Below are 24650 nucleotides of genomic sequence, written 5' to 3' on the forward strand. Positions count from 1 at the left end.
GGGCCAGCCGTTGTAGGGTGTGTCGGGGGCGCGTGATCGGTGCATAAGAAACCGTTCAGCGGTTGTTCGCCCGCGCGTGACTGTCACCATTGAATGGTTACCCGTCCGTCAGCGCCATCCGGTGCTGCGCTGGAGGTGCGGCCGCCACCTCCGTGTCCGGGCGTAACGGGTTTGCGGGTATCGTCCGAAGAGGCTCCTGACTCGCCGCCCCCGCCGGCACCTCCTAGAAAACCGGTGTTTGAAGCGTTGCCGACAGGGTGACCCGCGACGCCGATGCAATCGTTTTCATTTCCCCCGTAACCGGTGCCCCCATGTGGCGCGTGACCATCGAGCATTCCGCCCCTTCCGGCGGTCGCGTAGACAAACGTTCCGAAAAGCGTCGTGCCGCCGTCTCCTCCTATGGTGTCGATATCGGACGCCCCCTTACCGCCCGCGCCTACAGTGATGTTTACCGAGGCAATGCCGCGTAAGTCGACGAGTTTTTTAGCGACGCCAGCGCCCGACCCGCCTGAGGGCCCGGGTAATGTTTTGGACCGAGCGCCACCGCCGCCACCGCCAATGACGACGACCCATGCTTGAGTGACGCCCGAAGGCACGTCCCAGACGTGGGTGCCGGGGGTGAAAAAAACGGCGCGCCCACGGAACGGGTAAAGGCTGGCAAGCGTTTTGGGCGTCACGGTTGTATTGGTCTCTGTTCCGGCTTTGACGGCGTTTTGTGAGGCGATGCGCGCAATGCCGGCGGCTCGCTCGGTGGCCTGGATCACTTTGTCGGTCATGGTTTTCAGTGATTCGATTTTTCCTTTGAGCCATAGCGTGCGGTTGGTCAGTTGTTTTATTGGGAGGTTGGTGACGCCGTCCGGGCCGCCGACGACGGGGTCGGAGGTTTCGATCTGGTAGACGCCGGGCGTCCATTGGTTGGCTTCGGGTAGGTCGGCCATTAGCTGCTTCCGTGGTTGTATTGGCCATCGTAACGAGCGACTGCGTTGTAGCGGATGGCGACGGTCTGATAGTCGAGCGAGACCAGGCGACAACGTGCCGGTGCGACGGATAGGAGGACGCGGCGCAGGAGCACCGCTTGGTCGTTGGTGAGTGGGCGTTTGAGGATGACTCGGTACAGCGGCCAGATCGGCTTTTTGCTCTGTTCAATATCGGGCTGTGTTGCAGGCCCCTCTTGAAGACTGACCTCACCAAAACCCAGTAGGCGGATGACTTCTCGAATCGCCCAAGGAGTGCCCTTGAATCGGTGCAGTTCGATGGCGTTTTTGATGAGGTTGCGTTTAGCTTGTTCGGACTCGGCGAGTTGCCAGGCGGCTTCGTCGAGCAATGAGAATTGGTCGGCTAGGTGCGGCAGCAATTTGGGCTGCACCCAGTCGATCAGGTAGACCAGCATGGTGTTGATGTCGAGCTTGGCCAATGACTGGTCGAGCAGTTCGCACAGCAGTGTGAAACGTTCATCGCCGGCCAATGCGGGGGGCAGCATTGGGTCAGCCATGGGCCACCCCGGCATCGGTCAATTCGATTGAGGTGCAGTGGGCCCATTCGTTGCCGCTTAACTCGCGAATTTTCTGCGGCACTGTCAGGTCTGCACGGTAAACGCCGGGGACTTGTAGCGCGGCGGTCAGTTGCTCTGGGACCAGATCGTGACCGAGTGTGGCGCTGCATTCTTGCGCGTAAGCGTTGGCAGCCGCTTGGGCCGCAGCCATTGTCGCGCTGCGGTCGACGGCTGTGTAGAACGTCAGGTTTGCTTTGATTTGGAAGCTGACTTCGACAGGGGCCAGTGCATTGACGGTGTCGCACAGAGGACGCAGCTTTTCGCCGCTGACCTGGCGCGTGATGTCTTGAAGCAGTGAGTCTGTTGGCAGGCCGTCGAGGGTCAAGGGATACAGCGCGACATGACCGTCCGGTTGACCTTCGTCTGGGCCGTGAACGGCGACGTCGATGATGGATTGATGCACGGCCAGTGTGTGGTAGCGGTACGCCGCGCGGCTGCCTGCATTGCTGAAGGCTTCCGGGGCCAAGATGATTCGTTCGCGGTAGCGCTCGTCATTTTCGTGTGCGGCACCGTCAGCGGTTGTTGTGGTGTTGCTGACGGTCAACGCGGCGACTGGCGAGTTGCCCAGCACGTTGATCTGGCCGATGGTCCAGCCATTGCCTTGCTCGCCGACGGTCGCGCACGTTGCCGTGACGGTCACATGTGTTTGGTCAGCGGGGATGGTCACGTCGCGATCGGTGATGAAGGTCAGTTTGGCATCTTGGGTACTGACCCGTGTGCCGATCGGAATCAACACCGGCTGGGCTGGTTTTGCCGGCAGGTTAAAGCGCAAAGTGCACCGGGCGGCTTTTGCCAGCAGGCGCGGAGTGGCGACCAACTCGCCGAGGTAGTCGAGGATGGGGCCGCGGGCGAAGCGCACCAGGAGTTGTTCGCCGGCGTGCTGGATGCTCATCTGCAACCGGGAGACGGCGTAGGCGATCTGGTCGATGTAGAGGCGTTCGATCTGGGCTGGGTACAGGGTTTTGCCGGATTTTTGTTCGTAGCGGGCGATGAGCTCGGCTTCTAGTGCGGCGGGGTCGATTTTGATGAATTCGGGTTTAGGGAGTTCGCGCATAGGGGACCTCGGTGCGCTGGGGGCGCTGGCCGGTGACGCGCCATTGCACGCGGACGATGATGTGTTGGGTGTTGATCTGGATGTGGACTTGGTCGACGGCCACGCGCGGTTCCCAGCGGCGGATGGCTTCGATGGCTTCGCGCACCAGGTGCGGGGTGACGCGGTGGGTGGGCCAGTCGAGGTACAGGTGCAGGTTGCTGCCGAATTCCGGGCGGTGTGGGTCGCTGGCTTTTGGGGTGGTGAGGATGATGCGCAGGGATTGGTCGATGTCGCGCAGGCCCTCGACGATCTCGCCGGTGGTACCGAGTGCGGGTTGCCAGTGGGCGGCGGTGATGCTGGTGTGGGGGATGGGCGTTGTCATGGGCCCATGGTGCGGCGAACTTAACCGGCCGGGCTTTTAATCGAATTTAAAGAGAGGCAGTATCTAAAATAAAACCATTAAAAAAGGGTCACGGAATGAGCCAGTTTCTCCTCTACATAGACATTCTAGGTTTCTCAGAAATGACTCGTTTAGAGCCTCGGAAGGTCGCGAGGGTCTACTCAATACTTAATACGCTCAATGCTCATCATCAGACTAATTTCAACACGATCGTCTTTTCCGACACCATTTTGGTCTACAACACCAGTGACGCAGACACTGATGACAAGCGTGCGGATTGCGTATGGCTACTGACGGAGTTTGCTGAAGACCTTCATGACCGCTTGACGGGTCAGGACATTTATTTCCGTGCGGTCTTGGTGGAAGGTGAGTTCACTCATTACAAACATCGAAAATGTAGAGTGCTTTTACGGTGGTGCTTTGATTGATGCCTACAACTCGGAAAAAGGAATTCCGTCCCTGGGACTTTTCATGAGCACCGAATGCGTCAAATACAATCGTTTTTTTCGTACAGCTCCTTTTAGTGATGAGTACGAATTCGTTTATCTGAATCGCGACTTAGAAAGCCTGAACAAACTCTCGACTGGTATCTATCCATTCGACCTCAAGCTGCCCGGTGTTGACTACGCGCCTCGTGTGCCTTGGCAGGTGCGTTTTTTGAAGGATGTCCACTTTCAAATGCGCTCTCACAAGTCTCCGCTCGTGCGAGTGAAGTTTTTAACCGCTTGGGATTTCTACTACAAACGTTACCCGGAAATGCTCCAAGCGCTTGTCGAACACGATTTCGATCTTTCAGCACTCGGTCCTGTTGGCACATGGAAGAGCTTGGAAGCGACAATGGAAAGTGACATCAAGTACTTCAAACGGATTGGCAGTGGCACCGCACTCTCCATGGCCCTGACAAAAAACTACAAAAAGAAGAAGTCTCCCCCAGCGAAAAAGTTCTAGTGGTTATGGTGATTTGAGTTTCCTCCTACATCCATTACGGTGCCTGTCGCGTAGACATTCCCCTTCACCAGCAGGTCGCCATTAAGCTTGACCTGCTGAATGTCGAGTATCGCCGACGGCGTTTTCACCACTATCGGTTCATCCGCCTCAATTGTGATTTCCCCTCCGCATCTCAAATTCAAAGTGCTCACACAATCCAGCGTCATCACCCCGGCCGCCCGGTCGTACGCCACCACCGTCCCATCGCTATACCGCACATACTCCGTGTCCTCATCCACCACCGGTGGTGGCTCCGCCGTTGAATAGATCCCGCCCAGATAAACGCCTCCCACGCCGTCCGCATCCAGCAGCACCGCCACCTGTTCGCCGATTTCGGGCATGAGTGGGCGGCGTTGGGTGCCTTGGGTGTTGCGTTGGGGGATGTTGAGCCAGTGGGTCTGGAGGCCGTCGCGGTCGTCTAGGCGGACGCGTAGGCGGCAGGTTTTGTGGTCCAGGGCGGTGACTTCGCCGTATTCGAGTTGGGTGGGCATGGGGGCTCGGTTTGGTCTGGTGAGTGGTTGGGTGTCTGGGCTGGCCTCTTCGCGAGCAAGCTCGCTCCCACGGGGTTTTGCGTGAAGCGAAGATCAATTGATCGCAGGGACGCAGCGCCTACAGGGCTGTGTTGTGTCAGGGGTTGGGTTGGATTTTTGAGACGTGTTGGGTGGTGGTGTAGCCGCCTTGGCGGGTGATGCGGTGGGTGGATGAGGTGATGAGGTAGTGGCCGTTGAGTTGGCCGGTGGCGTTGAGGGTGATGGTGTTGCCGCTGGTGAGGTGGGGTTGGCCTGTTGTGGTCCATTGGCCGGTGGTGCGTTGGCGGTTGGCTTGGGCGAGTTGGGCTTTGGCCTTGGCGTGGGTTTGTGCGGTGGAGGTGGTGCGTTGGCGGTTTTTTTGGGTGTCGGCGCTGGTGGTGGTTTGGCTGTGGCTGCTGGGGACGGCGACGGTTTGTTGGTTGATGAGGGTGTAGGTGATGAGTTGTTTTTTGGCGGGGTCTTTGTGTTGGATCTGGATGGCTTTGGGCAGGGTTTTGATTTGGTCGCGCAGGTGGATGTTGGCCAGGTCTGTGAGGTGGTGGGTGGCGACGGGCTGGGCGTTGGCCATGTGTTGGATGGCGTGAAAGACGAGTTGCTGGCCGGTGATTTTGAAGGCGTAGTCGTAGGTGTTGGCGAGGTCGCGCAGGAAGGTCAGGTCGGTGTCTTGTTGGGTCAGGCGGTCGAGTGGGATGGGTTCGATGTGGCCGACTAATGTGAGGCCTTGGCGGGTGGCGATTTGTTGGGCGATGGCGGCCAGGGTGAGGTCTTCGTAGGCGCGGTGTTCGAGGGTGCGCAGTGGGCTGTTGATGCCGGTGGCCAGGGCGTGGATGGTGATGGTCGAGGGTGGGCCGTTGAGTTCGACTTCGTCGATTTCGAGGCGGCCGAGGGTGCGCATGGGGGTGCCTTCCCAGCCGATGGCGACGGTCAGGGTGTCGCCGTGGCCGGGGTACCAGGTGCTGCGCCAGTGGCCTTGGGTGTCTTCGAGTTCGACTTCGAGGCTGTCCGCCTGGCCGGTCAGGTGGTCGGTGTAGGTCAGTGACAGCAGGTGCTGGCTGACGTCGCGGGTGATGTTGTGCTGTTGGTAGGTGAGTACAAAGCGGGCCTGCGGGGCGTGTTGCTGGGTTAGCGCATCCATGGCGCAACGTCCTGTGCGGTGGGCCGTGCGGCGAGTAGCGGAATGGCCAAGGTCAGCCCCGAGGGCAGCGTGGCATTGAGGGGCACGTTGGGGTTGGCGTCGGCGATGGGGCCGTAGCGATGGGCGTCGCCGTAATAGCGCCAGGCCAATTGGTCCCAGCGTTCGCCTTCGGTGGTGTGGTGCGGAATGAACATCAGATTCTCCGGGTGAGGACGTCGGCCGCCAGCCCGGCCAGCCGCTCGTTGGCGCTGTCGAGTACGGTGATGGCCTGGTCGAGGGTGGCGTGTGAGGCGCTGAGGCGATCGATGATGTTGGCCAGATCAACGGGGTTGAGGCTGGCGCGGGCGCCGATGACGCCGGCCAAGACGTCCTCGCCCAGGCGGGACAAGTCGGCGCCGTCACGCAGCAGGCCGGCGACGGTGACGAAGCCTTGCAGCGGTTCGAGGGCGCGGGCCGTGACGCCGAGCAGGTGCGGGACCTGGCCGAGGATGATCGAGGGGTTGCCGCTTTGCGCGGCGTCGTAAAGTTGCTTGCCCGCGCGCAAGACGTTGCCGGCGGTTCGGGCGTGGCTGAGGACGCGTTGGGCGGTGCTGGGCGTCAACGCTTGGCGGGAAATGACGCCCGGTGAGCCGAGGGCCGTTGCCGGGTCGCCGACGGTGGGATCGAGCAATCCGGGGTGATGGGGTTTGCGGACGAAGGCGCCGGTGTATTCGCGCAGGCTGAGTTGCACGGTGGCGGCCATCAATTGGCCGATGGCGGTGGCACGGCGAACGGTGTTGCTCAGGTGGGTGATGACGTAAGGCCCAAGGTAGTCGCCGTTGCCCATGACAAAGGCCAGTGGTTGATGCTGACTTTTGGCCACGCGCAGTGCGCGCAAGCGTTGTTCCGGGTCGCCCAGCAGCGGGTGCAATTCGATGCTGAGGTGGCATTCGTCGAGCCCTTCGCCGACCCACTCCAATAGGGGCTTGCCCTGAATGCGTGGGTGCTCGGCCCAGTCAGCGGTGCCGCTGTGCTCGAGGGCACTGATGCCGCCGGCGACGGTGAACTCAATGTTGCCCAAGATGGCGAACATCAGACACCGCCCTGCGCTGAGGGGCCGTAGCTACGGCGGTGGGTGTCGTGCAGGTAGCGTTCCATCATGCGCATCCATTCGGTGTAACTGGCCTGCAGCCCTTGGTGAATAACGTCCATGCCGGCGCCGGCGGGCACGTTGATCTGCGGCGAGAAATGAAAGGTCATGGTGGGCGTGGCGGCGGATGCCGATGTGCCGGTTCCCATTCTGCTGGCCTGGGTGACTTGCATCAGATTGGGGGGCGCCATGTCGACGCGGCTTTGTGCGGCCATGCCCAGTGCGGCCTGTCGCACCAACGCCGCTTGGCTGCTGATGCCCAAGGCGGCGCCTTGGCTGATGTTAGCGCCGTAGCCGATAAACACGCGACTGGGCGACTCGATGCCGAGGGTGTCGGTGAACCAGTCTTTGACGGCTGAGCCAATGCCAATGACGCTGTCTTTCAGCTGGCCGGCGCTGTTACGGATGCCGTTGACCAAACCGCTGATAAGCAAGCTGCCGAACTCGGTGAATTTGCCGGGCAGTTCGACGCCCAGATATCGCATCACGCCGGCGAATGCGCGGTACAGCCAACCCAATGGAGAGAAGTTGACCAGTACCCCGAGGATGCCCGACAGGCCACCGCTGAAACCGGCCTTCACTTCAGCCCACAGGCCGGTGAAGAAGGTTTTGATCGGCTGCCAATGGCGATAGATCAAATAGGCGGCCAGCGCGATGCCGGTGATCAGCAGGCCGATCGGGTTGAGCATCAACGCTCTGCCCAGCCAGAGGATGGCTTGGCCTGCCAGCTTTAGCCCGAACAACAACGTGCCGCCCAGAACCTTGCCCAATAACAACCCGCCTTTAGCGGCCAACTTGAGTGGGCTGACCAGCGCGAAGAGCATGCCGCGCACGAACAACCCGCTGTATTTCGCCACCGTGAGCAGGCCCGCGCCGACTCGTTTTAATACGCTGATCAGCGGCGTGAATTTGCCCATCTGCCACGCACTGCGCAGCAAGGTGAATTTCGCCGACAGCGCCGTGACGGTGGTGGCCATCGCCACAAACGGCGCCATGATCAAATTGACGCCGTAGGCCAGACCGATGAACGCCAATTTGCCGAGCAACAGACCACCGACCAACCCGACCACGCCTTTGATCAGCGCCGGGTTCTCTCCCGCCCAGACCGAGAACGAACGCATCAACGGCACGACGGCGCGGGTGACCTCGATGATCGCGGGCAACAACGCGTTGCCGACGGAAATGCCGATGTCCGCCAGATTGATGCGCAGCGACTTCAATTGCTCTTTGGTGCTGCCCATCCGCTTGATCCAGTCGTCATCGAGCGCGCCCTGATCCGCGGCGTTTTGGCTGCCTTGCTGGATGCCGGCCAAGTCTTTCTGGTTGGCCAGCGCCGGCCGGATGAAGGACAACACCTGCTGGTCGGCGAATAGCTCGCCGAGCTTGTAGGCCTCGTCCAGCCGAGCCAGGGCGATTTGCTGTTCGTGCTGGTCCTTGATGTCCAGCGCCTTGCCGTATTGCGCGGCGGCGGCTGGCGCTTTGTGGCCCAAGTGTTGGGTCAGGACACTGAGCATGGCCTGGGCCGGTGACAGCCCTTGGCCGACCAGATTTTTGAGGCTGCCCTTTAGGTCGATGCCGGCCTTTTCGAACGCCTTGAGGGTGTCTGGCGCGGTGAGTTTGGAGAGGAAGTTTTTGAAGTTGTTGGCGGCCTCGTCATTGCTGCCGGCACCGCGACGGGCGATCTGCAGCGACGCGCCGATTTCCGCCACGGCGCGCTCGCCGGTGATGCCGAGGGCGGCGAATTGGGGCGTTAATTGCGGCAGCCACTTGGCCATGTCGGCCAGCTCAAACTGGCCGCTTTTGCCGGCAAAGGCCAGCATGTTCATCGAACGTTCAAAGCCGGCGGCGCCGATGTTGAGGTTGTCACTGAGGGCAATGGCCACCGCGCCGAGGTGGTCCATGCTGGCGCGGGTGGCGGTCGCGGTTTTGGCCATGACCGGGGCGTAGGCCGTCAGCTCTTTTATGTTGTCGATGCCGCCGGCGATCAACACGGCGGTGCCTTGGGCGACGTCGGTTTGGGTCTGGTTCCAGGTGATCGCGGCGCCGCGCATGGCCATGCTGAGGCGCTGTTCTTGCGCCGGGTTGAAGCCGGCGCCGATGGCGAGATCGCGGGTCTGGTCTTGAAAGTTGATGGCGGTTTTCATCGATTGAACGATCGGCGCACCCAATGCCGCACCGGTGCCGACGACCTCCATGGCCTGACCGCGTAACTCACCGCGTTCGGTGCGGAGGGCCTTGCCGCGCGCCATGCTGGCCGTGAGGCGTAATTGCTTGGCGTTGAGCTGGTCGAGGGTGTGGCCGACCGCGTCGTATTGGCGACGTAAGCGCTCGATGCCCGTGCCGCCACGGGCCAATGACGCCGACAGCTCATGGCCGATGTGCTGTTGCTTGAGCGCGAGCCCGTCGACGGCACGGCCCAATTGGCGCACGGTGGACTTGGCCGAACCAAACGCTGCGTTGAGGCTGCCGGAAACGACGGCACCAATTTTTAAACCGATGAGGACTTCGTTGGCCATCGTTGCTACGCTTCCGGCATGTTTGAAAAAATCGCACTGCGCACCGCTAAAACCCTCTATGCACTGGCCATCGGCGCCGGTGTGATCTGGCTGGCGTGGCTGTGCCTGATGCATTTGCCGTGGTGGGCGGCGATCGCGGCGTTCTGTGTGGGGTTGCCGTTGCTGGCCCTGGCGGCCGCCCCTGTTGCGGCGGGCGGTGCCTTGCTGGCGGGGCTGGCGGTGGGCGCGGTGACGCTGATCAGCTACGCGATGGCTCGGCGAGTTCGAGCCGGCGGTTGATTTCGCGCTGACAGACGTCGACCCATCGCCAGTAATCAACCATGTCGAGCCGTTCGATCTCAGACGGCGGCAATCTCAGGACTAACAGCAGCGCCTCGTCCCAGGACTGGAGCAAGGTTTCGGCCGGCTGCCATTTCCCGCAACACCTCAGTGGCGAGGGTTGAGTCGGCGATGTCGAACTCGCCCAGGTCTTCCAGCGTAATGCCCAGCAGCTTGGAGACCAGTTGGTCCTCCATGGCGCCTTCGTCTTTGGTCACCGCTTGCGCGGCGCTGATGTCTTTGCGCTTGAGGCGCTTGATGGGCAGCGTTGCCAGCCGGTCGCCGCTGGCGCTGGTGAAGGGGAATTTGAGGGTGAAGGTGTGGGCGTCGTCCATGGTTGTTGCTCCTGAAAGGCTGGTTGCTTAGAGCCCCAATCATGGCGACGCAGGCAGGCACTGGCTTTTAATCAGGTTTAACGAGAGGATTACGGCACTTCGCCACACCACACTCCCTTTGAGATGGATGCTCAGCATGATTCGTAAGGCCTTTGTTGCTGCAAGTCTGCTATTGGTTTTGACCGGCTGTGTCTCGGCGCCGCCGCTGAATTTTGCCGTCGACGGCGTGCAAGCGAGTGCGCACAAGCTGGATGCGGATTTGCGGGCGACGTCGGTGTCCTACGCGAGCCCTGCGGAAAAGACCGGTGATCTACCGTCGGATGGTGAAGCGGTACCGCAACTGTGGCAAAGCGCACTGCAAGAAGGTCTGAACCGCGCCACGTTGTTTGATGATGATTCCAGCAACAAGGTGAACTTGCTGGTGAAGATCATGGAGCTGGATGTGCCCGCGGGTGGCGTGACCATGACCACCACGTCGATGGCGCGCTACCAATTGGTCAGCCGCAAGACGGGCAAGGTGCTCTACCAAAAAGACATCGCGGCGATAGGTGAAGTCCCGCCGGGTTATGCCTTTTCTGGGCTGGTGAGAATCAAGGAATCGATCAATCGTGCCGTGCAAAACAACATTCGTGAGTTTTTGAGCAGCATGGACACCGCCACACTCGCTCACTGACTTAAGGTGGCCGTGCAGGCCTCCCACCCTGCACGGCGTGCGTGTGGCTATTGCGATGGCACCACGTTATCCAACGCTTGGTTCACGGCCAGCTCCCCCAACATAATGACCTGCGCAATGCCCAACAGCGCATTGCGGTTCGACCCCTCCAGCGTCCCCGCAAAATTCCCGAGCATGACCGTGGCCGAGGCCAGGGATTCGCAGGCATTGACCAGTAAGGACTCGGTATCAGATTGCGGGTTGACCATGAACAGGTTGTTGGGGATGTAGGGCGTGGCCATGATTTGCGCGGGCACGAGGTAATGGTCAAGCGCACGCTCGGCCGCTTCGTTTAGCTTTTTGGAATTGAATGATTCATAAGGCGACGCCGGGTCTGTGACGGGCGGCTTGGGTGGTGTCTTGGACATCAGCTTTAACTCCGTGTAAACGCTGCTTGAGGTTTGAGAACAGGCGTGACGCCTGTTCATCTGGATCGTTGATGGCTTGCGTACCGGTCAGGGGAACGTTCCCTGACCGGCTGACTTGCCACTAGCTCGGTAAGCGTCGGGCATCCAGTACCCGGTTGACGATGAGCTCACTGAGCATGATCACCTGTTGCAGGATCAGCATCGATCGGCGCTGAGGGGTGTCGACGGCGCCGCCGATATCACGGGCCATGTCACTGGCCGCCGCTAACGTTTCACTGGCTTCGACGAGCAGCGTTTCTTCATCCACGGTGGGGTCGATGAGGAAGATTCTGCCGGTCTTGCGCGTAGGAATTGAGGTCTTTAGCGCATCGGGGTTGAGATAGAAGTTGATGGCGCGGTTAGTCGCCTCTTTTATCTTCTGCGGTTCGAGCGCTGGGTCGTACGGGATTGGGCCGGAATCGGTTTCCGGTGGGTTTGGCGTAACTTTGAACATAGATGACACCTGTTTTTTGATATTTAAGGAGCCATCACTCTCGCTACCAAACGAAGGGTGGTGGCCATACGCAGGTTGGTAGACCGGTCAAAAACAGCAAACCCCGGCGCTCACGAATGAGCCCCACGCATGGACACCATAATGTAGAGCCTGAAAGAGGCTGCAATTAAGGCGACGGAATGCGGCTGTAATTTTGAATACGGGCTACCAAACCCGACCACTGTTTTGCAGTGACAGGGAAACGATATAGCCCGCCTCAAAGCCGCACAAGCCGGCGGATTCTGAAGCACCCGTAGGCAACGGCGCAAGGTGTTGTAGCCTTTATGGCGTAACAGTTGGTGTAATTTAAACGCGCTAGCGTGGCCGTGTTTAAGTACGGCAGATCTTTAGAATCTTCCGTCCCTCAATGGTGGTTTTTCACGAGCATGGCGCTTGATTGGATGCCGCTATACGACACCCATCTTGTCTAGGAAAGGCAGTGGATGACGTACATGGGAACGTGGGTTTTTGAACGGGCACCAGGGTTGGGTGGACACCCAAAACAGACTGTTGGTAGGTAGGTAATTAATGCGGTCGGGGTTGGGGCCTTCCCTTTAAGGCAAGGGAGACAGCTGTGCGAGGCGCCAAAAATGTGTCCTTTCAAAGCACGTTTAGCGCCTTCGCACAGCCACCATAAACGTGACCGGTTTGCAAAAACGATGGCGACTGTACGCCTGCGATTGAGTCGCGGATTTTGCAATGCCGGAGTGATCAAGGGGCCGGCGTACAGTCGTCATCAAAGCTCAGGCAGTGAGCAACCGGTCCTGTCCATAGAGGCACTTGCGTGCTACGGGTTGCTCTGCCTGGTCACTGTGGGCGGTGACGGGAGACAAGATACCGGTGGGCTGACAGATGCGCTGCCGGGGGATTCTGTGTTGATTGTAGGCAATTGCACCGGGTGCGGTAGCCTTGTAGGGCAGCATTTGAAGGACGCGGTATGTAGCGCAAGTTCGCAAGCGAAACCGCCTACAACTTTTTAAGGTTGGCCTTCTTAAGCGTGGCAGTTAGTGTGGCTGCAACGTTGCCGCCAACTGCGACCGAGTTGTCCACTTGAGGCGGTGGCCGGCGGCAATCAATGAACATGGACAATGAGGTTTTGTAGATGGATGAGGAAATCACGCTTGAGTACGAAGGTGTTGAGTACACCGCTACCTACAGCGTTTTCGGGGATACTTTGACGGTCTACCTGCCCAACGGTGAAGCGCGATCAACTGAGTTACGAGGGTTGCAGATTGAGTCGGCTGCGTTGGTGCATCTGAAGGGTTACGCGCGTCTCGACAGTTTGAATAAACAATAAGGAGAGTTAGGTATGTCGGCGAGGAGTATCGAGTGTGATCGTGCTGCTGAGATTCGACCTCACCTCGCCGATGTAGATGCCGAAGTTCTTGAGGTCTTGCGTGAAGCTAAAATCCTCGCTCGACGCTTTTATCGGCTTACCGGGAAACCACTGGGGATTACTGGCGAGGTGGCTGAGTACGAGGCCGCCACGAAGCTAGGCTTGAAATTGCATAGCGCCAGACAAGTCGGTTACGACGCCACTAGCTTGCGAGATGGACAAGAATTACACATACAGATCAAGGGGCGCTGCATCGCCAATCCAGCCAAGATCAATGGCCGCTTGGGCAGCATCGATTTGACTAAGCCCTTTGATGCTGTGCTGCTGGTTTTGCTGGATTCGGAATTCAACGCGTTTGCGATGTACGAGGCCAGTCGTGCTGCAGTGGTTGCAGCACTTGAGCGGCCAGGTTCTAAGGCCCGTAACGAGCGCGGAGCTTTAGCGGTCAGGCAGTTTATGGCCATCAGTACCTTATGCTGGATAAAATAGCTGAGCTGCTCGCTATTATTTGGAGCGCGTCTTCGAGGGTGTCATTTCGGGGTCAGTTTTTACCAATATTACTGCTCGCGGTAAAGATGGCGCAGTATCAGGGGGCATGAGATCTAATCCTCTCTCTATGTTTCTTAGCTCAAGCCCATTCAAGAGTTCCTCCGGTAATGAAGAGTCCGGATTTTCTTCAGCAAGTGATAGAAGAACCTCCCTCAACCATCCTTGCATTTGTGTGCCATTCTCGCCACGTAAAATTGGCCATACAGGGGTTCCTACTTGTCCACGCTCCAACGCGTCACCGAAGGTTTGTAGGCAACAAGTCCCCGTAACCTCTTCGAATCCGTCTTTCTCGAAAACCAAATGCGAGGGAGTTCTCCATTGAAGGGTCCCGGATCGATTGTAATGATTGGTAAGCGGCATAAGGCCGCGCGCCACGTAGTACGCAAAATCAAAACTTGATCCTGACGGATAAAACACACCAAACGTCCCAACGGAGGGCAAAATAGCATCAGACAATAAATTAATGGGTGGGTAAAATGAGGTTGTTGCATTTCTTACAGGAGGCCTATTTGACAGTAAATCCCACTGTTCTAGGTTTGCTTGAAAACTTTCAAAGCCGGCCGCAGATGGTGAACGGCCACACCCTAGATCATTATTAGTTACTTTTGCCTGATTGAATGTAACGCGGGCCGCACTGGCGTTGCCAGTAGGATATTGAATAATCATGACATCGCATAGCTCGCACCGAGCAGTGGGTCGCCCATTTCCTCTTTTGGCATCAAATACTACCTGGTATTTATTGCCATGGTATTCCTGTGCCAACGCATTTTGGCCGAGCGAGTTGAATGCTTCAATAAAAGCTTGAAAAAGCGCGATTTCACCCCTTTTACCCACTGCCTTGCTGCGAAAAGCATTTTGCAATTTAGAACCAGTCATTTTTACGTCTTCCTAGTTGACTTCGTTGTTTTAGACGCGCTCAGCGCGTCGCTTCATCAACAACATCACTGGTGTGCCCCATCACCCGTGCGGCCAGCTCAAATAGATCCTTAGCTGCTATTTTGTGTTCTTCTGAGACACTGAAAACCTCCTCTACATCATTCACGCGACCTGACCCAGGGTCCGGGTACCTGCCTGCCCAAAGGGTGAAGTGGGTGAGCGTTTGTAAAATCGCTTTTTCCTTAGTGGTGAGCCCTGGTATGAACTCTGCCAGTTTTACCAACTTGTGGTGGTAGAACGACTTTTCATTCGCCATGTAGATGACAATGCCGCTGCGCAGGATAGTCATAGCCTTTAGGCAAACCTCCAAACTGTAGCCAACCAGCATCAAAGCCACTGCACAATACTGGCTGTCGCATATACCTCTCATATCGATCGGCATTGTTTCAAAGTCGGGCTCATTTTTTATCAGCATCACCGCTGCTTGAGTCAATGCTTCTGCTTGGGTCATCCACAGAATGGGAGACTTGAGATCCTCTGCCGTCGGTGGTTTCGAAATGTCTACATGAAAGCCTGCAACAGTTTGGGCAATTCCCCACTTGAGCCATGCTGAAGAGCTGTAACCAAAAGGGTCCGCGGCAAATGCATTTCGGTTTGGCTGAAGCTTTTTCTTGAAATCCATATGTGGAACCCTAGTTTGAGGAAAATGGATGCAATCGTAAGTCTAGCGATATAAGACACGCTGGATTTTTCATTCTTTTAGGTATTGCCACATTTGCAAATCTTGGAGAATTCACCCTGTAAGTGTTTCAAGAAGTCAGGATGCTCAGTCATCGCCTTCTTCTCCAAGCACGGGTCCGACGGCATCATCTTCTCGATTTTCAGGTGCCACGTCTTCAACGTCTTCAGCAGCGACTGCTACTTGAATTTGACGAGCAATAGGAGTAGGGATGCGATTACAAATAATCTCATCCATTGCTGAGACGAAATACTCCAATGCAGTGATCCATCGCTTGACCCGGACCTCATCAATATCTTGAATACGATTTGCTTGATTATAGTCGCCTGCATGCACAATCTCGTGACGCCGATCTATAAGCTCACCCACTCGACTCTGTATATGGCTTCTACCTGATTTTCGTGCGGCACTGTCTGTAAGCTTATTGAGTCGATATACAAGAAAAACCGAGTCGATCACGTCAAATCTTTGGGTTGTGTATTGAGAGTAATAAGATCGGACCAAATTTCGAATCCGACGATATGGCCGCTCCCTTGTAAGAAGGGTCAGCGCCTCCCGCGTATCTAAACCCGCTTTCAATAGCAGATCTACCAGCGAGTCGTCAGCCCTATATTTTTTCAGGTAAGTTGCTAATTTTTCGACAAAAACGTCTGTTACGTAAGCGTCTAACGCAGCGACCGCTAGCACGATCGCGCCACGAATGATGTCTTTCGGCGCAGTTGGAACCGAGGCATCTGCTGCATTCAAGCTGTGAAGTGTTGTGTACGCATCGACCAGCGTGTCGCAGCGCCTGACAGTCTTATGAAATTTGGTAAACGCTTTTGATGTCATCTCTACCTCAAAGTGAAATCCCTTGAGGTATCATATTGCCATTATCGAGAAGAAAAAGATAACCTACTTGTTACGGGTAGTCGGCACCAATTTCGAGCCCGAAAATTCGGGCCCTAGCGACGGTGTGGTCATCGAAAACGGGCGAGATTTTCGATATGGTACGTCTTCGCCGAGCTACTTTTTCTCAGCGGAGAGAGGTATGACCGTTACTTTGGAAACGCCGAGCTCTGTGAGCCTTGAATCGAGTCGTCTCAAATAGCTAACAGAGGACTTGTCATAGTGCTGGAGTAACTCCCAAGTTGAATTCTTTGTTTTCATGACAGAGTCCATTACATCGAAAAAATCGTCTGTTTCCTTGTTTTTGATTTCGTCGTTGAGTATGTCTTGCTTTATTGTGACGAAACGGGCGTAGCATTCTATTTGGGTGGCGAGTTTTTCAATATCAAAATCGTTTTCATCCCCAGCTGGATCGCATGGGTTTGGTGAGGAAAGGTTGTCCACTGGATGGATATCAATTTCATCTATGTGGACGAGGTCATTTGCCATGTCTTTTCCGAAGTATCTCGACAGCTTGAAATGCTCTGCGATTAACTGCTGTCGCCAGCCACGGTGAAACTCCATGTATTCCTCCCATGAGCCTTTGGAAAATTCACCCCATCCCTTTTTATCCATACTCTTCACTAACTTTGCCAAGGCGAGGTAGCCATTGTCCAGGAGTCGACTGGTTTCTTGTGCAGTTGCTTGGGCTCCGTCGAGAAACCTCACTTTCTCGGCTCTATCATTTTGATCAGCCTGAAGGTAGGCCGTGCCGGCAATGGTGAGAGAAGCGGTGAGAAAAGAAACCGAAAGTGTTTGCCACCACGTCAAATCAGCCATTAATAATTACCTACAGTGAAAGATTCGAGCTATATGTCGGCACAGGCTCAGACTCTTTGAGTGATTATTTCCACCGATACGGCGGATGGGAGTTAAGCCTGCCCCATATTTTTGCGATACCTCGCCAACTGATCCTCACCCCCCACCCGAAAAATATTCGCCAAATAATCCAGCAACACCACCTCTTCACCATTGATCATCTGCCGCACATACGTGGCCGAAAACGGCGTCTCGTACTTGGTCGGATCCCGCGGCTTATGCGTGCCCAACTGGTACTCCTTCCCGGTGATGGTCATGGTCGTCACCAGCGGCACCTCATTCACCAGCCCGCCGTTGTTGAACACCTGCACGTTTGACCGGCACTGCAGTTGCACGCTCTTGAACGGCGTCACCAGCTTTCTGGCGGCCTCGACGTACAAGCTGTTCCAGGTGATTTTCCCTTCCAGCTTGTCGATGCCATCCGGCAACTCAATCAGCCCGACCATGCCCAGCCCTTGAAAGTCGCTCATGACGGTTTTGATGGTGCCCAAGTCGATCTCTTCACACTTGCCAAAGAAGCTGGCGCCATCGAGGTAGAGGTTGGCGTTGGAGATGCGGTGTGCGCTGAAGCCTGCCATTTATACGGTCCCCAGGTTGACGAGGTAGTCGCCGGTGATTTCGGTTTCGAAGGTGCCGCGTTCGAACGGTAGCGGTACGGTGAGTTTGTAGTTGAACAGTGCGTGGCCTTGTTCGAGTTCGGTGCTGGGGTTGCGCGCCGGGTCGTACCAGCATTCGCCGCCAACCAGGGCGCCGTCGCCAATGAGTTTGCGCAGGAACAGGTTGACGCTTTCGGTGAGGCTGGTGATGAGCGCGGTGGTGATGGGTTGGTCGACGAACTGTAAGGCGCTGTAGCGGATGGATTCGTCGACGACGTCTTTGGTGCGGCGTACGTTTTCGAAGTTGCGCATGTGGGTGACGCTGGGCCATGCGGCGGTGCGGTTGCCCCACAGGCGCAGGCCGGTGCCGTAGGCGTTGAAGACGGTGGTGATGCCGTTTTCGTTGAGCAAATTAACTTCGCTGTGGGGGTCGTCGATGCGTGCGGTTAATGGGCGTTCAAGGCCGATGACGCCGAGCAGCGGTTGGTTGGAGCTGCTCCACCAGTAGCCGTGGTCGTTGTCGATTTTGGCGCGCAGGCCGGCGGCGCGGATGGACAGCGGTTGCAGGCGTTCGCTGTTGCTGGCGGCGTCGTAGACGCGCACGTGGGGGTAGCACAGGCGCACGCGATCGCTGCTGGTGTTGAAGTTGATGTCGCCGGCCGGGCCGCGCCCGGCGAGTACTTGTTGGACGGTGGCGCCGATGGGGGCGTCTATATAGGCGACGCCGCCGACTTGGCTGGCGGCGACGGTCAGTTCTGCAGTGACGGGGTTGAGGGTGCTGAAGCCTGGGGCGATGAAGAGTTTGGGGAAGAAGCCCAGGCGGTTGTAGCTGTCTTGGAAGGCTTTGAGGCCGGTGCGTCGGCCCGCTTGGTTGAGGCTGCCGATGATGTCGGCGGCGGTGACTTTGGCGGGGTCGGTGTAGGTGTAGCCGACTTTGATGGGGGCGTTGGTGGGGATGGTGCCGGTGGCGAGTCGGGTGATTTGGCCGGTCGCCAAGGACGCGATGTAGTCGGTGCCCGGCTGGTAAGCGTCGGTGCCTTCGGCGGGCATCAGTTGCAGTTGTTGCAGGGCGGTGTGTTCGAGTTGCAGTGGGTTGTTGTCGGCGAATTGTTTTAGTTGGCCGGTGACGGTGCTGTGGTGGATGGCTGGGTCGAGGACGTTGACGACTAGCACGGTGCCGGCGCCGAAGTCATAAATGCCTTGCAGGGCTTCGGGGATGCTGTGGCCGGTGGTGTGTGGGCCGAACTGGGCGGCGTGGGTGTCGTTGAGGCACAGGGTGAGTTCGTTGATGGGGCCGGTGGGCGCGGTGCCGACCAGGGCGATGACGGCGGATTTGACGACGCGGATGGGACGCGGGCCGCGCTCGATTTCGGTGGTTTCGATGCCGTGCAGGTAGTTGGCGGGCATGGGTTATTCGTCCTTGGCGGGGGGCTGTGGCTTGGGCGTTTTGCCGGCCGGTCTTGTGTGGGCTGGCAGCGGTTGCAGGTGGTTGAGGGCGAGCAGGACGCGGGTGTAGTCGTGGTCGGCGGGCAGTTCGACGGGCTCGCCGGGGTGTAGTTGTCTGTCGAGCGTTTCGGCGTGTTGATCGAGGCGCAGCGAGACGCCGCTGGGTGGGCCGTTGTAGCGGTAGCGCGTGAGTGTCATGGGGTTTGCTCGAACTCGGGGTGTTTGAGTAAGGGGCCGAACTGGTCGGGGGCGGCTTGCAGTTGGGTGGCGCGGGTGGCGTAGTCCTGGGCGTATTGCCAGACGCCGTTGCTGTGGCCAATGAAGTGTTCGGAGAGCGGACGGCAGGCTTGGTCGGTGTGGGGTGGCACCCACCCGGTGAGGCTGGCGCGCAGTTGGTCGAGGTGGCTGATGACGCCGTCGGTGCCGTTGAGTTGGCGAAAGATGAGGGTCAGGCGCAGGACGATCTGGCGGGCCTGGACGGCGGCGTCGAGGCTTTCGGTGTGGCCGAAGGTGGATTTGCCGTAGGCCAGGAGGACGGCGCCGCGGGGGTGGTTGAGGCGGTATTGCTGGGGGTTCTCGGGGAAGCGTTCGACGATGAGTTGGTGGCCGAAGTCGGTTTGCAACCGCTCAAGCATGGCGTCCATGAGTTGTTCGGTCTGGGTGTTGGGCGTTGGGGTCATGGGTAGCCCTCCCAGACCTGTGCGGTGAACTGTTGCGGGCGTGCGCGCACGCGGATTTCACCGGGCTCGGGCATGGCGTGACCGCTGGGCAGGCCGAGGGTGATGACGCCGTCGCGGATGCTTTCGAGCAGTTTGAGGGTGTCTTTGCGGGCGCTGATGACGGCGTCGGGTAAGGCGCCTTCGGGGCGACGTTGGTAGAGCCAGTGGCGCGCCAGATAAAGCACGGCGTCGCGCAGGACGGTGGGCACCGGATCGAGCGGTAATTGGTAGCGGCCGCGCAGATAGCCGTCGACGAGTTCTTCGGCCTGGCGGACGCTGTTGGCGATGACGTTTTCGTCGGGCTGCCTAGCGGCCGGGTCGTCGTTGGAGAGCTGGGTGAGCGTGATCAGCGGGATGGCGTTGCCGAGGTCGGCGCGGGTGCAGTAGCGCATGGGTCAGCCGGCCTTGAGTTCGACGAGGGCTTCGGGGAATAAGCACAGGGCCAAGGGGTTGGCCTGGGCTTCAAGGTCCCAGCCTTTGCCCATTTTGCGCGGCTCGGCTTTGCTGTAGTACGGCTGGCCGAGGGTGTTGACGGTTTCGTTGTAGTTGGCCGGGGCGTTGAACAGGCGGAAGACGCCACGGGCGATGGGAAAGACTTGGGCGACGTCGGCGGGGATAAAGCGTTGGCCGCTGACGGTGACGTCGTATTCGATGAATTGGATGCCGCCGAAGGTGAAGCCGTTGCGCAGGTCGCCGCCGATGCGGTCTTGGGCTTCTTGGTAGTGGGCGAAGGCTTCTTTGACTTTGGCGTGGTCGGTGAAGGCGTCGAACCAGTCGGGCCCGCAGAAGGATCGGAAGCCGGTGACCATGACGCCGCCGAGTTTGGATTCGGCGTGGCGCTTGGCGTCGAGGCAGGCTTTGCGCACGTTGGTGCCGGGGCTGCCGAGGGCGACGGTGACGCTTTTTTGTTGGACGTCGAATTCGTCGAAGAGGTCGAAAAGCAGCGAGCCGTCGGCGTCGAGCAGTTGGCCACGCAAGGCGCCGATGCGCTGGAATTCGCGGGTGGTTTCGATGCTGTTTTTGAGGTCTTGCAGGTGGTCGTTGATGACGGTGGCGATGGGCGCGGTGGCGCTCTCTTGGCCGAAGGTGGCGATGCCTTGCAACTGGCTAGGCAGGATGGGCCGACTGATGGGCAGGTGCAGGGTTTCGAAGGTGCGGCGTTTACGTTTGTTGCCTTTGATGGGGGCCGGGTCGTCGTTGCGTGAGGTGTTGGGCACGAGGACGAGGCGGCCTTCGCGTTCGTCGATGATGACGCTGGTACTGGTGACGCCTTTTTCGTCGAACAGGCCCATGGCGCCGACTTTGCCGGGGATGGCCGGGAGTTTGTTGACGGCGGCGGTGAGGTTGGCGACGGTGAAGAGGTCTTGCAGGTTCATGGGGTGGCTCCGTTAGAGGGTGGCGCGGGCGACGATGCCTTGGGCGTTGAGGTCGTCGAGGGCGGCGGCTTTTTGTGGCTCGGTGATGTCGGGCGGCCAGACGAGTTCGGGCAATGCGAGCACGGCGCCGCGGGCGATGGCGACGGCGGGTGTGTCGCCGGCGCTGGCGTCGATGTGCTCGGCGAGAACGGCGACGGCTTTGTTGGCTGGGTCCGCACCTGCTGGGTCGAGGGCTTGGTGTTTGCCGGCGACGTTGGCGAGGACTTGGCCGAGGGCGTAGTTGGTGCCGCCCAGGAGTGTGATGCGGTCTTTGGTCCAGCCGGGGCTCACTTGTAGGAGCAGGAGGTCGCCGAGGTCTTTGGGTTGGTTGAAGGTGGCCATGGTTAGCCCTGCCTTTTAGTGCGCGCTTCGGCGTCGGCGAGCAAGGGGTTGGTTGTTGGATTAGGTGTGTTGTTGGCGCGTTGTTGGGTGGCGATTTCGGTGAAGCTGATGGCGCCGGTGAGGTCTTTGAAGAGGGTTTTGAGGCCTTCGGTTAACGGTTGGCGCTGGTCGCCTTCGCCGAATTGCAACGGTGTTGCTCCGGATTGGGAAGCGTTGAGGGCGGCGATGACGACGGGCGCGTGCAGCGGCTTCATGCCGGCGGCGACGAGTTGTTCGGCGTAGGCGACGCTGGTGGTGTTGATGGCTTGTTGGGCGGCGGCGCGGGCGGTTTGGTCGCGTTGGGCGAGTTCGGTTTTGAGGCGCTGGTTTTCGGCCTGGAGGGTGTCGGTGTCGGGCACGTTGGCTGGGGGCGTTTGGGGGCTGGGTTGTGGTGGCGGCGCTGCGGGGGCGCTTTCGCTGAAGTGGATGACGCCGGGTTCGGCTTCGGCCAGTTCTATCGGGCGCAGGCCTTTGACGGCCGGCGGCTGGGCGCCGAGGAAGCCGACGTGGCGCAGGTAGTAGACGCCGGGCACGGGGTTGTTGGGCGCGGTTGGGTGGTAGAAGGAGGCGGAGATTTTTTTGTAGCGGCCGGCGGCGAGTTGTTCGGCGAAGCTGGGGTCGATTTGTTGGGGGGTGGCGATGAGGCCTTCGGCGGTGGCGCTGAGGGTTTGGACCCAGCCGGCTGCGGGGCTGTTGTGTTGGGGGTGGCCGATGACTAGCGGGGCTTCGTGGAGGGTTGGGTTGTAGGCGGCTACGGTGGCGGTTAGGTCGGTGGCGGTGAAGTTTAGGGTGGTTCCGCAGGAGGCGGTGTGGAGGCCGGGTTTGAAGATGTGGAGGGGGGTCATGGTGTGCGCTGCCAGAGGGATGGTGTGCGCAGTTTGGGGTGGGGTTTGTTGTGGGGCTTTTAATCGGGTTTAGGGAGATGAGAACGTAATTGTTTTCTGGAACGGCTTGGGCCTAATGCGTTTTGGATGAGATCATTCCTGTTGATTTTTCGCGATTATTAAATGAACAGGGATAGCCGTATGAGTGATAAGTCGGAGGTGGTTTGCTCCACCTGCGTCGTTGAGCCTTTTCTCGCTTCGCGAATAAAGCGCAAGGGCATCAAATCTGTGTGTTGCCTGTGTGGTGCCACCAGAAGGTGTATTTCTTTGAAAGGGCTGGCTGATGATGTTGAACTCATTCTCAGCGATCACATTTGCGTAGCCGAGTCCCAATCGCATCGCTACGGTTATCAATACTCGGGAGATGATCTGGACTACTGGGTCGGCGAAATTTTTCAGTGTGACAATGACGTACCAATTGTGCGTGCCATCTGCCGCGAGCTGGTTAAGCATAACGGTTCAAGACATCGTAGATTCTCTGATGACGATACCTACGTTCGACTGCCTGCGATGCCTATTGATGCCGAGACCGATTGGATCAATTTCACCGATGGTTTGAAGCATGGCGCCCGTTTTTTCAATCATGACGCTCAGAACTTCCTGAAATGGCTCTTCAAGGACGTGGATCGTTATGGCTCCCTGAAAGGCTCGCGTGTTATTCAGACGCTTCTGCCGTCGGGTAAGCCAATTTATCGCGCACGCCTGTCGAATTCAGACGATGACTTAAATCCGATCATCAAGGCGCCGCGCGAAAAGCTTTCGGCACCACCTAAAGAAAAGGCTCGGTCAGGGCGAATGAATCCGGAAGGCGTCCCCGCTTTTTATGGCTCTTTTGAGCGCAATACGTGTGTCGCAGAGCTCAGGCCTCCGGTAGGTGGAACTGTTGTCAGCGGAAAATTCAAGGTTACACGCTCGTTGCGGGTTTTGAATTTCCACTATCTCGAGAACGCATATTTGGGGCCTCACCCTAGCTACTTTGACTCTACCTTCAGAACTAATTTCGCGCGTAGAGAAATCCTGAGGGCGCTGCATCAGAAGATCACTACCCCTGTGCTTCCCGGCCAGGAAAGTAATTATCTAGTCACCCAAGTAATTGCGGAGTACCTCGCTAGGCAGCATTCACAACGCTTTGATGGGATTATTTTTCGATCAGCGCAGCGAAAAAACGGGAACAATGTTGTACTTTTTGCGCATGCCATCTCTACGGATCCCATTCCAGATGAAGACGGATTCTGGGACCCGAAACCAGTGGAGCCAGGCATACAATATGTCCCAGAAAGCCTGCGACTGCATGACATTCAAGGGGTGCGTTTCACTGCCCCTTCTCAAAAAATCCAAGACGGCCACATGCCAAAGCCCAAGGTGGAACACGAAGAATGGGACTGGTAAGTGATGTGCACTTGAGATTCACTGCCGAACTGGAATGTGCGGCTTTATAAAGCCTTTAAGAATGGCTTTTGTCGGCGAACCCATGCACCGACGCCATAGGGGCATAAATGGCTCTAAATCACTGGAGGGACGTGGTGGTCAATGGTGTGTAACGCGCAATTCGAGTATTGAAAGCATTCAGTGCATGGCGAATATCCAATAATGGATTTCCCAAACCGACTGTTTGGTTTACGGATATGAAGTGGTCGAGCCTCCTCTATGGCTCGACCACTTTTTCAAGATTAGCGACCACCGTTTACTTCTTTGTTGCCTGAGCGACGGCCTCCATAAGATCCGCGATTGCCAAATCGAGCTTGCGCGCTAGTTGTGCTCGGACTTCTTCTGGTTCACCACTGGCCTTTTCAAGTTCGCCTTTGGCGTCATTAATAGCTGCCTTAAGCTGCGTCAATTCAGGGTTGTTCAGTTCACCTTTGAGTACACGACGCATCAGCCAGCGTTGCATCTGAAATGCAGCGTGGTCCTGGGCTGCCCCTTGGCTGGCAGCCTCCCATTTTTCGATGGCACGAATAACGTGCGGGTTCGACTTCACTTGGAAACGCTGGCGATGGACCTCAGGAGCTCCGGACAGACGGTTAATGCCATACGATGCGATTAGCGCCGTCGCACCATCATCGCTAATTGCATAACCCGCGTAGTTTCCGCTCGACACTACGTCAAGAGGCGACTGTTGCTCGCTCAAGACAACCACCACTTGCTCGTTTTCATGATTGAGTTCAGCGAGCACCTCATGCACGAACAACCGCCACCGGGAGTCCGACATGACCTGAGCTCCGCTTTCTACGGACGAGATCGTGCGGGTGCTCACGCCAACGTGTTTCGCAGTTTCACCAACACTCCACCCGACCGTGGTTCGCCATTTCAGTACCAATTTACCCCGATCCTCCGGAACGACACCTTCAAATTCAGACATAAATCACCTCTATATTCAGCTTCAGGCTTGAAGCTGCTGCGACTATGAAACGCTAAA

Annotated in this window: 32 protein-coding genes; 7 read left to right on the forward strand and 25 right to left on the reverse strand. The window is 57.9% G+C overall.

The window, feature by feature from the left end; all coding sequences use genetic code 11:
- Positions 1–83: 83 nt before the first annotated feature.
- The 4 genes from ACI514_RS08255 to ACI514_RS08270 are packed head-to-tail and all read right to left on the reverse strand — an operon-like array spanning position 84 to position 2967.
- Positions 84–938, reverse strand: a complete 855-nt coding sequence (locus tag ACI514_RS08255; RefSeq protein ID WP_405123499.1) for a glycine-rich domain-containing protein — start codon at positions 936–938, stop codon at positions 84–86.
- Positions 938–1492 carry a phage tail protein I gene (locus ACI514_RS08260; protein ID WP_405123500.1) on the reverse strand — a complete coding sequence of 185 codons (555 nt, stop codon included), beginning with the start codon at positions 1490–1492 and terminating at the stop codon, positions 938–940. The genes ACI514_RS08255 and ACI514_RS08260 overlap by 1 nt, the downstream gene beginning before the upstream one ends.
- Positions 1485–2606, reverse strand: a complete 1122-nt coding sequence (locus tag ACI514_RS08265; protein ID WP_405123501.1) for a baseplate J/gp47 family protein — start codon at positions 2604–2606, stop codon at positions 1485–1487. Before ACI514_RS08265 ends, ACI514_RS08260 begins: the two co-directional genes overlap by 8 nt.
- The gene (locus ACI514_RS08270) at positions 2590–2967 is read right to left on the reverse strand and encodes a GPW/gp25 family protein (protein ID WP_038369267.1); all 378 of its coding nucleotides are present in this window, start codon (positions 2965–2967) and stop codon (positions 2590–2592) included. The genes ACI514_RS08265 and ACI514_RS08270 overlap by 17 nt, the downstream gene beginning before the upstream one ends.
- A 95-nt stretch (positions 2968–3062) precedes the next feature.
- Here ACI514_RS08270 and ACI514_RS08275 point away from each other — a divergent pair, with 95 nt between their 5' ends.
- Together ACI514_RS08275 and ACI514_RS08280 are read left to right on the forward strand one after the other, a co-directional pair.
- Positions 3063–3413, forward strand: a complete 351-nt coding sequence (locus tag ACI514_RS08275) for a hypothetical protein (protein ID WP_405123502.1) — start codon at positions 3063–3065, stop codon at positions 3411–3413.
- Entirely contained in the window at positions 3406–3933 is a 528-nt protein-coding gene (locus ACI514_RS08280; RefSeq protein ID WP_405123503.1) for a hypothetical protein, read from the forward strand. Before ACI514_RS08275 ends, ACI514_RS08280 begins: the two co-directional genes overlap by 8 nt.
- Here the strand turns inward: ACI514_RS08280 and ACI514_RS08285 are convergent.
- From ACI514_RS08285 to ACI514_RS08305, 5 genes are all read right to left on the reverse strand, one after another.
- Positions 3930–4463, reverse strand: a complete 534-nt coding sequence (locus ACI514_RS08285; RefSeq protein ID WP_405123504.1) for a phage baseplate assembly protein V — start codon at positions 4461–4463, stop codon at positions 3930–3932. The genes ACI514_RS08280 and ACI514_RS08285 overlap by 4 nt on opposite strands.
- Positions 4464–4599: 136 nt before the next feature.
- Positions 4600–5637: a phage late control D family protein gene (locus ACI514_RS08290; protein WP_405123505.1), complete on the reverse strand. Its 1038-nt coding sequence runs from the start codon at positions 5635–5637 to the stop codon at positions 4600–4602.
- Positions 5625–5831 carry a tail protein X gene (locus ACI514_RS08295; RefSeq protein WP_150707287.1) on the reverse strand — a complete coding sequence of 69 codons (207 nt, stop codon included), beginning with the start codon at positions 5829–5831 and terminating at the stop codon, positions 5625–5627. The genes ACI514_RS08290 and ACI514_RS08295 overlap by 13 nt, the downstream gene beginning before the upstream one ends.
- Entirely contained in the window at positions 5831–6709 is an 879-nt protein-coding gene (locus tag ACI514_RS08300; RefSeq protein ID WP_405123506.1) for a phage tail protein, read from the reverse strand. The genes ACI514_RS08295 and ACI514_RS08300 overlap by 1 nt, the downstream gene beginning before the upstream one ends.
- The gene (locus ACI514_RS08305) at positions 6709–9282 is read right to left on the reverse strand and encodes a phage tail tape measure protein (protein WP_405123507.1); all 2574 of its coding nucleotides are present in this window, start codon (positions 9280–9282) and stop codon (positions 6709–6711) included. Before ACI514_RS08305 ends, ACI514_RS08300 begins: the two co-directional genes overlap by 1 nt.
- A gap of 18 nt (positions 9283–9300) precedes the next feature.
- On the opposite strand from ACI514_RS08305, the gene ACI514_RS08310 reads away from it, so the two are divergent.
- Positions 9301–9561, forward strand: coding sequence for a hypothetical protein (locus tag ACI514_RS08310; protein WP_405123508.1), 261 nt, complete (start codon positions 9301–9303; stop codon positions 9559–9561).
- A gap of 59 nt (positions 9562–9620) precedes the next feature.
- Here the strand turns inward: ACI514_RS08310 and ACI514_RS08315 are convergent, their stop codons facing one another.
- Complete coding sequence (locus tag ACI514_RS08315; protein ID WP_405123509.1) at positions 9621–9935, reverse strand: phage tail assembly protein; 315 nt, start codon at positions 9933–9935, stop codon at positions 9621–9623.
- A 136-nt stretch (positions 9936–10071) separates the two neighbouring features.
- On the opposite strand from ACI514_RS08315, the gene ACI514_RS08320 reads away from it, so the two are divergent.
- Positions 10072–10608, forward strand: coding sequence for a hypothetical protein (locus ACI514_RS08320; RefSeq protein ID WP_016987150.1), 537 nt, complete (start codon positions 10072–10074; stop codon positions 10606–10608).
- 47 nt (positions 10609–10655) lie between these two features.
- On the opposite strand, the gene ACI514_RS08325 is transcribed toward ACI514_RS08320, so the two are convergent.
- Both ACI514_RS08325 and ACI514_RS08330 read right to left on the reverse strand, forming a co-directional pair.
- Positions 10656–11015: a DUF6124 family protein gene (locus tag ACI514_RS08325; RefSeq protein ID WP_405123510.1), complete on the reverse strand. Its 360-nt coding sequence runs from the start codon at positions 11013–11015 to the stop codon at positions 10656–10658.
- A gap of 121 nt (positions 11016–11136) precedes the next feature.
- A complete protein-coding gene (locus ACI514_RS08330) occupies positions 11137–11508 on the reverse strand; it encodes a DUF6124 family protein (RefSeq protein WP_016987152.1) in 372 nt (123 codons plus the stop codon).
- A gap of 1141 nt (positions 11509–12649) precedes the next feature.
- On the opposite strand from ACI514_RS08330, the gene ACI514_RS08335 reads away from it, so the two are divergent.
- Positions 12650–12844, forward strand: coding sequence for a hypothetical protein (locus tag ACI514_RS08335; protein WP_405123511.1), 195 nt, complete (start codon positions 12650–12652; stop codon positions 12842–12844).
- 12 nt (positions 12845–12856) lie between these two features.
- Positions 12857–13372, forward strand: a complete 516-nt coding sequence (locus ACI514_RS08340; RefSeq protein WP_405123512.1) for a hypothetical protein — start codon at positions 12857–12859, stop codon at positions 13370–13372.
- Between the two features lie 15 nt (positions 13373–13387).
- On the opposite strand, the gene ACI514_RS08345 is transcribed toward ACI514_RS08340, so the two are convergent.
- The 12 genes from ACI514_RS08345 to ACI514_RS08400 all read right to left on the reverse strand — a co-directional run bounded on the left by ACI514_RS08345 (position 13388) and on the right by ACI514_RS08400 (position 22195).
- Positions 13388–14308 carry a hypothetical protein gene (locus ACI514_RS08345; RefSeq protein WP_405123513.1) on the reverse strand — a complete coding sequence of 307 codons (921 nt, stop codon included), beginning with the start codon at positions 14306–14308 and terminating at the stop codon, positions 13388–13390.
- A gap of 40 nt (positions 14309–14348) precedes the next feature.
- Complete coding sequence (locus ACI514_RS08350) at positions 14349–14990, reverse strand: hypothetical protein (RefSeq protein WP_405123514.1); 642 nt, start codon at positions 14988–14990, stop codon at positions 14349–14351.
- A 144-nt stretch (positions 14991–15134) separates the two neighbouring features.
- Positions 15135–15878: a HEPN domain-containing protein gene (locus ACI514_RS08355; RefSeq protein WP_405123515.1), complete on the reverse strand. Its 744-nt coding sequence runs from the start codon at positions 15876–15878 to the stop codon at positions 15135–15137.
- A 174-nt stretch (positions 15879–16052) separates the two neighbouring features.
- Entirely contained in the window at positions 16053–16754 is a 702-nt protein-coding gene (locus ACI514_RS08360) for a hypothetical protein (RefSeq protein ID WP_405123516.1), read from the reverse strand.
- Between the two features lie 92 nt (positions 16755–16846).
- The gene (locus ACI514_RS08365; RefSeq protein WP_405123517.1) at positions 16847–17371 is read right to left on the reverse strand and encodes a phage major tail tube protein; all 525 of its coding nucleotides are present in this window, start codon (positions 17369–17371) and stop codon (positions 16847–16849) included.
- Complete coding sequence (locus tag ACI514_RS08370; protein ID WP_405123518.1) at positions 17372–18796, reverse strand: phage tail sheath subtilisin-like domain-containing protein; 1425 nt, start codon at positions 18794–18796, stop codon at positions 17372–17374.
- A gap of 3 nt (positions 18797–18799) precedes the next feature.
- A complete protein-coding gene (locus ACI514_RS08375) occupies positions 18800–19033 on the reverse strand; it encodes a hypothetical protein (RefSeq protein WP_102902384.1) in 234 nt (77 codons plus the stop codon).
- Positions 19030–19515 carry a Gp37 family protein gene (locus tag ACI514_RS08380; protein ID WP_405123519.1) on the reverse strand — a complete coding sequence of 162 codons (486 nt, stop codon included), beginning with the start codon at positions 19513–19515 and terminating at the stop codon, positions 19030–19032. Before ACI514_RS08380 ends, ACI514_RS08375 begins: the two co-directional genes overlap by 4 nt.
- Positions 19512–19946 carry a gp436 family protein gene (locus ACI514_RS08385; protein ID WP_123375339.1) on the reverse strand — a complete coding sequence of 145 codons (435 nt, stop codon included), beginning with the start codon at positions 19944–19946 and terminating at the stop codon, positions 19512–19514. Before ACI514_RS08385 ends, ACI514_RS08380 begins: the two co-directional genes overlap by 4 nt.
- 3 nt (positions 19947–19949) lie before the next feature.
- On the reverse strand, positions 19950–20930 hold the full coding sequence (locus ACI514_RS08390) for a major capsid protein (protein WP_405123520.1): 981 nt from the start codon (positions 20928–20930) through the stop codon (positions 19950–19952).
- Between the two features lie 12 nt (positions 20931–20942).
- Positions 20943–21311 carry a head decoration protein gene (locus ACI514_RS08395; RefSeq protein ID WP_405123521.1) on the reverse strand — a complete coding sequence of 123 codons (369 nt, stop codon included), beginning with the start codon at positions 21309–21311 and terminating at the stop codon, positions 20943–20945.
- Between the two features lie 2 nt (positions 21312–21313).
- Positions 21314–22195: a phage protease gene (locus ACI514_RS08400; RefSeq protein ID WP_405123522.1), complete on the reverse strand. Its 882-nt coding sequence runs from the start codon at positions 22193–22195 to the stop codon at positions 21314–21316.
- A 180-nt stretch (positions 22196–22375) separates the two neighbouring features.
- Between ACI514_RS08400 and ACI514_RS08405 the strand changes: the two genes are divergently transcribed.
- Positions 22376–23623 carry an RES family NAD+ phosphorylase gene (locus tag ACI514_RS08405; RefSeq protein ID WP_405123523.1) on the forward strand — a complete coding sequence of 416 codons (1248 nt, stop codon included), beginning with the start codon at positions 22376–22378 and terminating at the stop codon, positions 23621–23623.
- A 295-nt stretch (positions 23624–23918) separates the two neighbouring features.
- Here the strand turns inward: ACI514_RS08405 and ACI514_RS08410 are convergent, their stop codons facing one another.
- Positions 23919–24593: a hypothetical protein gene (locus ACI514_RS08410; RefSeq protein WP_405123524.1), complete on the reverse strand. Its 675-nt coding sequence runs from the start codon at positions 24591–24593 to the stop codon at positions 23919–23921.
- Between the last annotated feature and the right edge of the window lie 57 nt (positions 24594–24650).

Origin of the sequence: Pseudomonas sp. M20, assembly GCF_045037865.1 — a bacterium.
Taxonomy (GTDB): Bacteria; Pseudomonadota; Gammaproteobacteria; order Pseudomonadales; family Pseudomonadaceae; genus Aquipseudomonas.

Coding starts and splice junctions, on each gene's coding strand:
- ACI514_RS08290 (WP_405123505.1), bottom strand. CDS start 5,637: ATGGATGCGCTAACCCAGCAACACGCCCCGCAGGCCCGCTTTGTACTC.
- ACI514_RS08370 (WP_405123518.1), bottom strand. CDS start 18,796: ATGCCCGCCAACTACCTGCACGGCATCGAAACCACCGAAATCGAGCGC.
- ACI514_RS08255 (WP_405123499.1), bottom strand. CDS start 938: ATGGCCGACCTACCCGAAGCCAACCAATGGACGCCCGGCGTCTACCAG.
- ACI514_RS08360 (WP_405123516.1), bottom strand. CDS start 16,754: ATGGCTGATTTGACGTGGTGGCAAACACTTTCGGTTTCTTTTCTCACC.
- ACI514_RS08355 (WP_405123515.1), bottom strand. CDS start 15,878: ATGACATCAAAAGCGTTTACCAAATTTCATAAGACTGTCAGGCGCTGC.
- ACI514_RS08325 (WP_405123510.1), bottom strand. CDS start 11,015: ATGTCCAAGACACCACCCAAGCCGCCCGTCACAGACCCGGCGTCGCCT.
- ACI514_RS08310 (WP_405123508.1), top strand. CDS start 9,301: ATGTTTGAAAAAATCGCACTGCGCACCGCTAAAACCCTCTATGCACTG.
- ACI514_RS08395 (WP_405123521.1), bottom strand. CDS start 21,311: ATGGCCACCTTCAACCAACCCAAAGACCTCGGCGACCTCCTGCTCCTA.
- ACI514_RS08320 (WP_016987150.1), top strand. CDS start 10,072: ATGATTCGTAAGGCCTTTGTTGCTGCAAGTCTGCTATTGGTTTTGACC.
- ACI514_RS08380 (WP_405123519.1), bottom strand. CDS start 19,515: ATGACCCCAACGCCCAACACCCAGACCGAACAACTCATGGACGCCATG.
- ACI514_RS08260 (WP_405123500.1), bottom strand. CDS start 1,492: ATGGCTGACCCAATGCTGCCCCCCGCATTGGCCGGCGATGAACGTTTC.
- ACI514_RS08305 (WP_405123507.1), bottom strand. CDS start 9,282: ATGGCCAACGAAGTCCTCATCGGTTTAAAAATTGGTGCCGTCGTTTCC.
- ACI514_RS08330 (WP_016987152.1), bottom strand. CDS start 11,508: ATGTTCAAAGTTACGCCAAACCCACCGGAAACCGATTCCGGCCCAATC.
- ACI514_RS08375 (WP_102902384.1), bottom strand. CDS start 19,033: ATGACACTCACGCGCTACCGCTACAACGGCCCACCCAGCGGCGTCTCG.
- ACI514_RS08315 (WP_405123509.1), bottom strand. CDS start 9,935: ATGGACGACGCCCACACCTTCACCCTCAAATTCCCCTTCACCAGCGCC.
- ACI514_RS08285 (WP_405123504.1), bottom strand. CDS start 4,463: ATGCCCACCCAACTCGAATACGGCGAAGTCACCGCCCTGGACCACAAA.
- ACI514_RS08345 (WP_405123513.1), bottom strand. CDS start 14,308: ATGACTGGTTCTAAATTGCAAAATGCTTTTCGCAGCAAGGCAGTGGGT.
- ACI514_RS08265 (WP_405123501.1), bottom strand. CDS start 2,606: ATGCGCGAACTCCCTAAACCCGAATTCATCAAAATCGACCCCGCCGCA.
- ACI514_RS08300 (WP_405123506.1), bottom strand. CDS start 6,709: ATGTTCGCCATCTTGGGCAACATTGAGTTCACCGTCGCCGGCGGCATC.
- ACI514_RS08275 (WP_405123502.1), top strand. CDS start 3,063: ATGAGCCAGTTTCTCCTCTACATAGACATTCTAGGTTTCTCAGAAATG.
- ACI514_RS08340 (WP_405123512.1), top strand. CDS start 12,857: ATGTCGGCGAGGAGTATCGAGTGTGATCGTGCTGCTGAGATTCGACCT.
- ACI514_RS08350 (WP_405123514.1), bottom strand. CDS start 14,990: ATGGATTTCAAGAAAAAGCTTCAGCCAAACCGAAATGCATTTGCCGCG.
- ACI514_RS08295 (WP_150707287.1), bottom strand. CDS start 5,831: ATGTTCATTCCGCACCACACCACCGAAGGCGAACGCTGGGACCAATTG.
- ACI514_RS08385 (WP_123375339.1), bottom strand. CDS start 19,946: ATGCGCTACTGCACCCGCGCCGACCTCGGCAACGCCATCCCGCTGATC.
- ACI514_RS08405 (WP_405123523.1), top strand. CDS start 22,376: ATGAGTGATAAGTCGGAGGTGGTTTGCTCCACCTGCGTCGTTGAGCCT.
- ACI514_RS08335 (WP_405123511.1), top strand. CDS start 12,650: ATGGATGAGGAAATCACGCTTGAGTACGAAGGTGTTGAGTACACCGCT.
- ACI514_RS08365 (WP_405123517.1), bottom strand. CDS start 17,371: ATGGCAGGCTTCAGCGCACACCGCATCTCCAACGCCAACCTCTACCTC.
- ACI514_RS08410 (WP_405123524.1), bottom strand. CDS start 24,593: ATGTCTGAATTTGAAGGTGTCGTTCCGGAGGATCGGGGTAAATTGGTA.
- ACI514_RS08400 (WP_405123522.1), bottom strand. CDS start 22,195: ATGACCCCCCTCCACATCTTCAAACCCGGCCTCCACACCGCCTCCTGC.
- ACI514_RS08390 (WP_405123520.1), bottom strand. CDS start 20,930: ATGAACCTGCAAGACCTCTTCACCGTCGCCAACCTCACCGCCGCCGTC.
- ACI514_RS08270 (WP_038369267.1), bottom strand. CDS start 2,967: ATGACAACGCCCATCCCCCACACCAGCATCACCGCCGCCCACTGGCAA.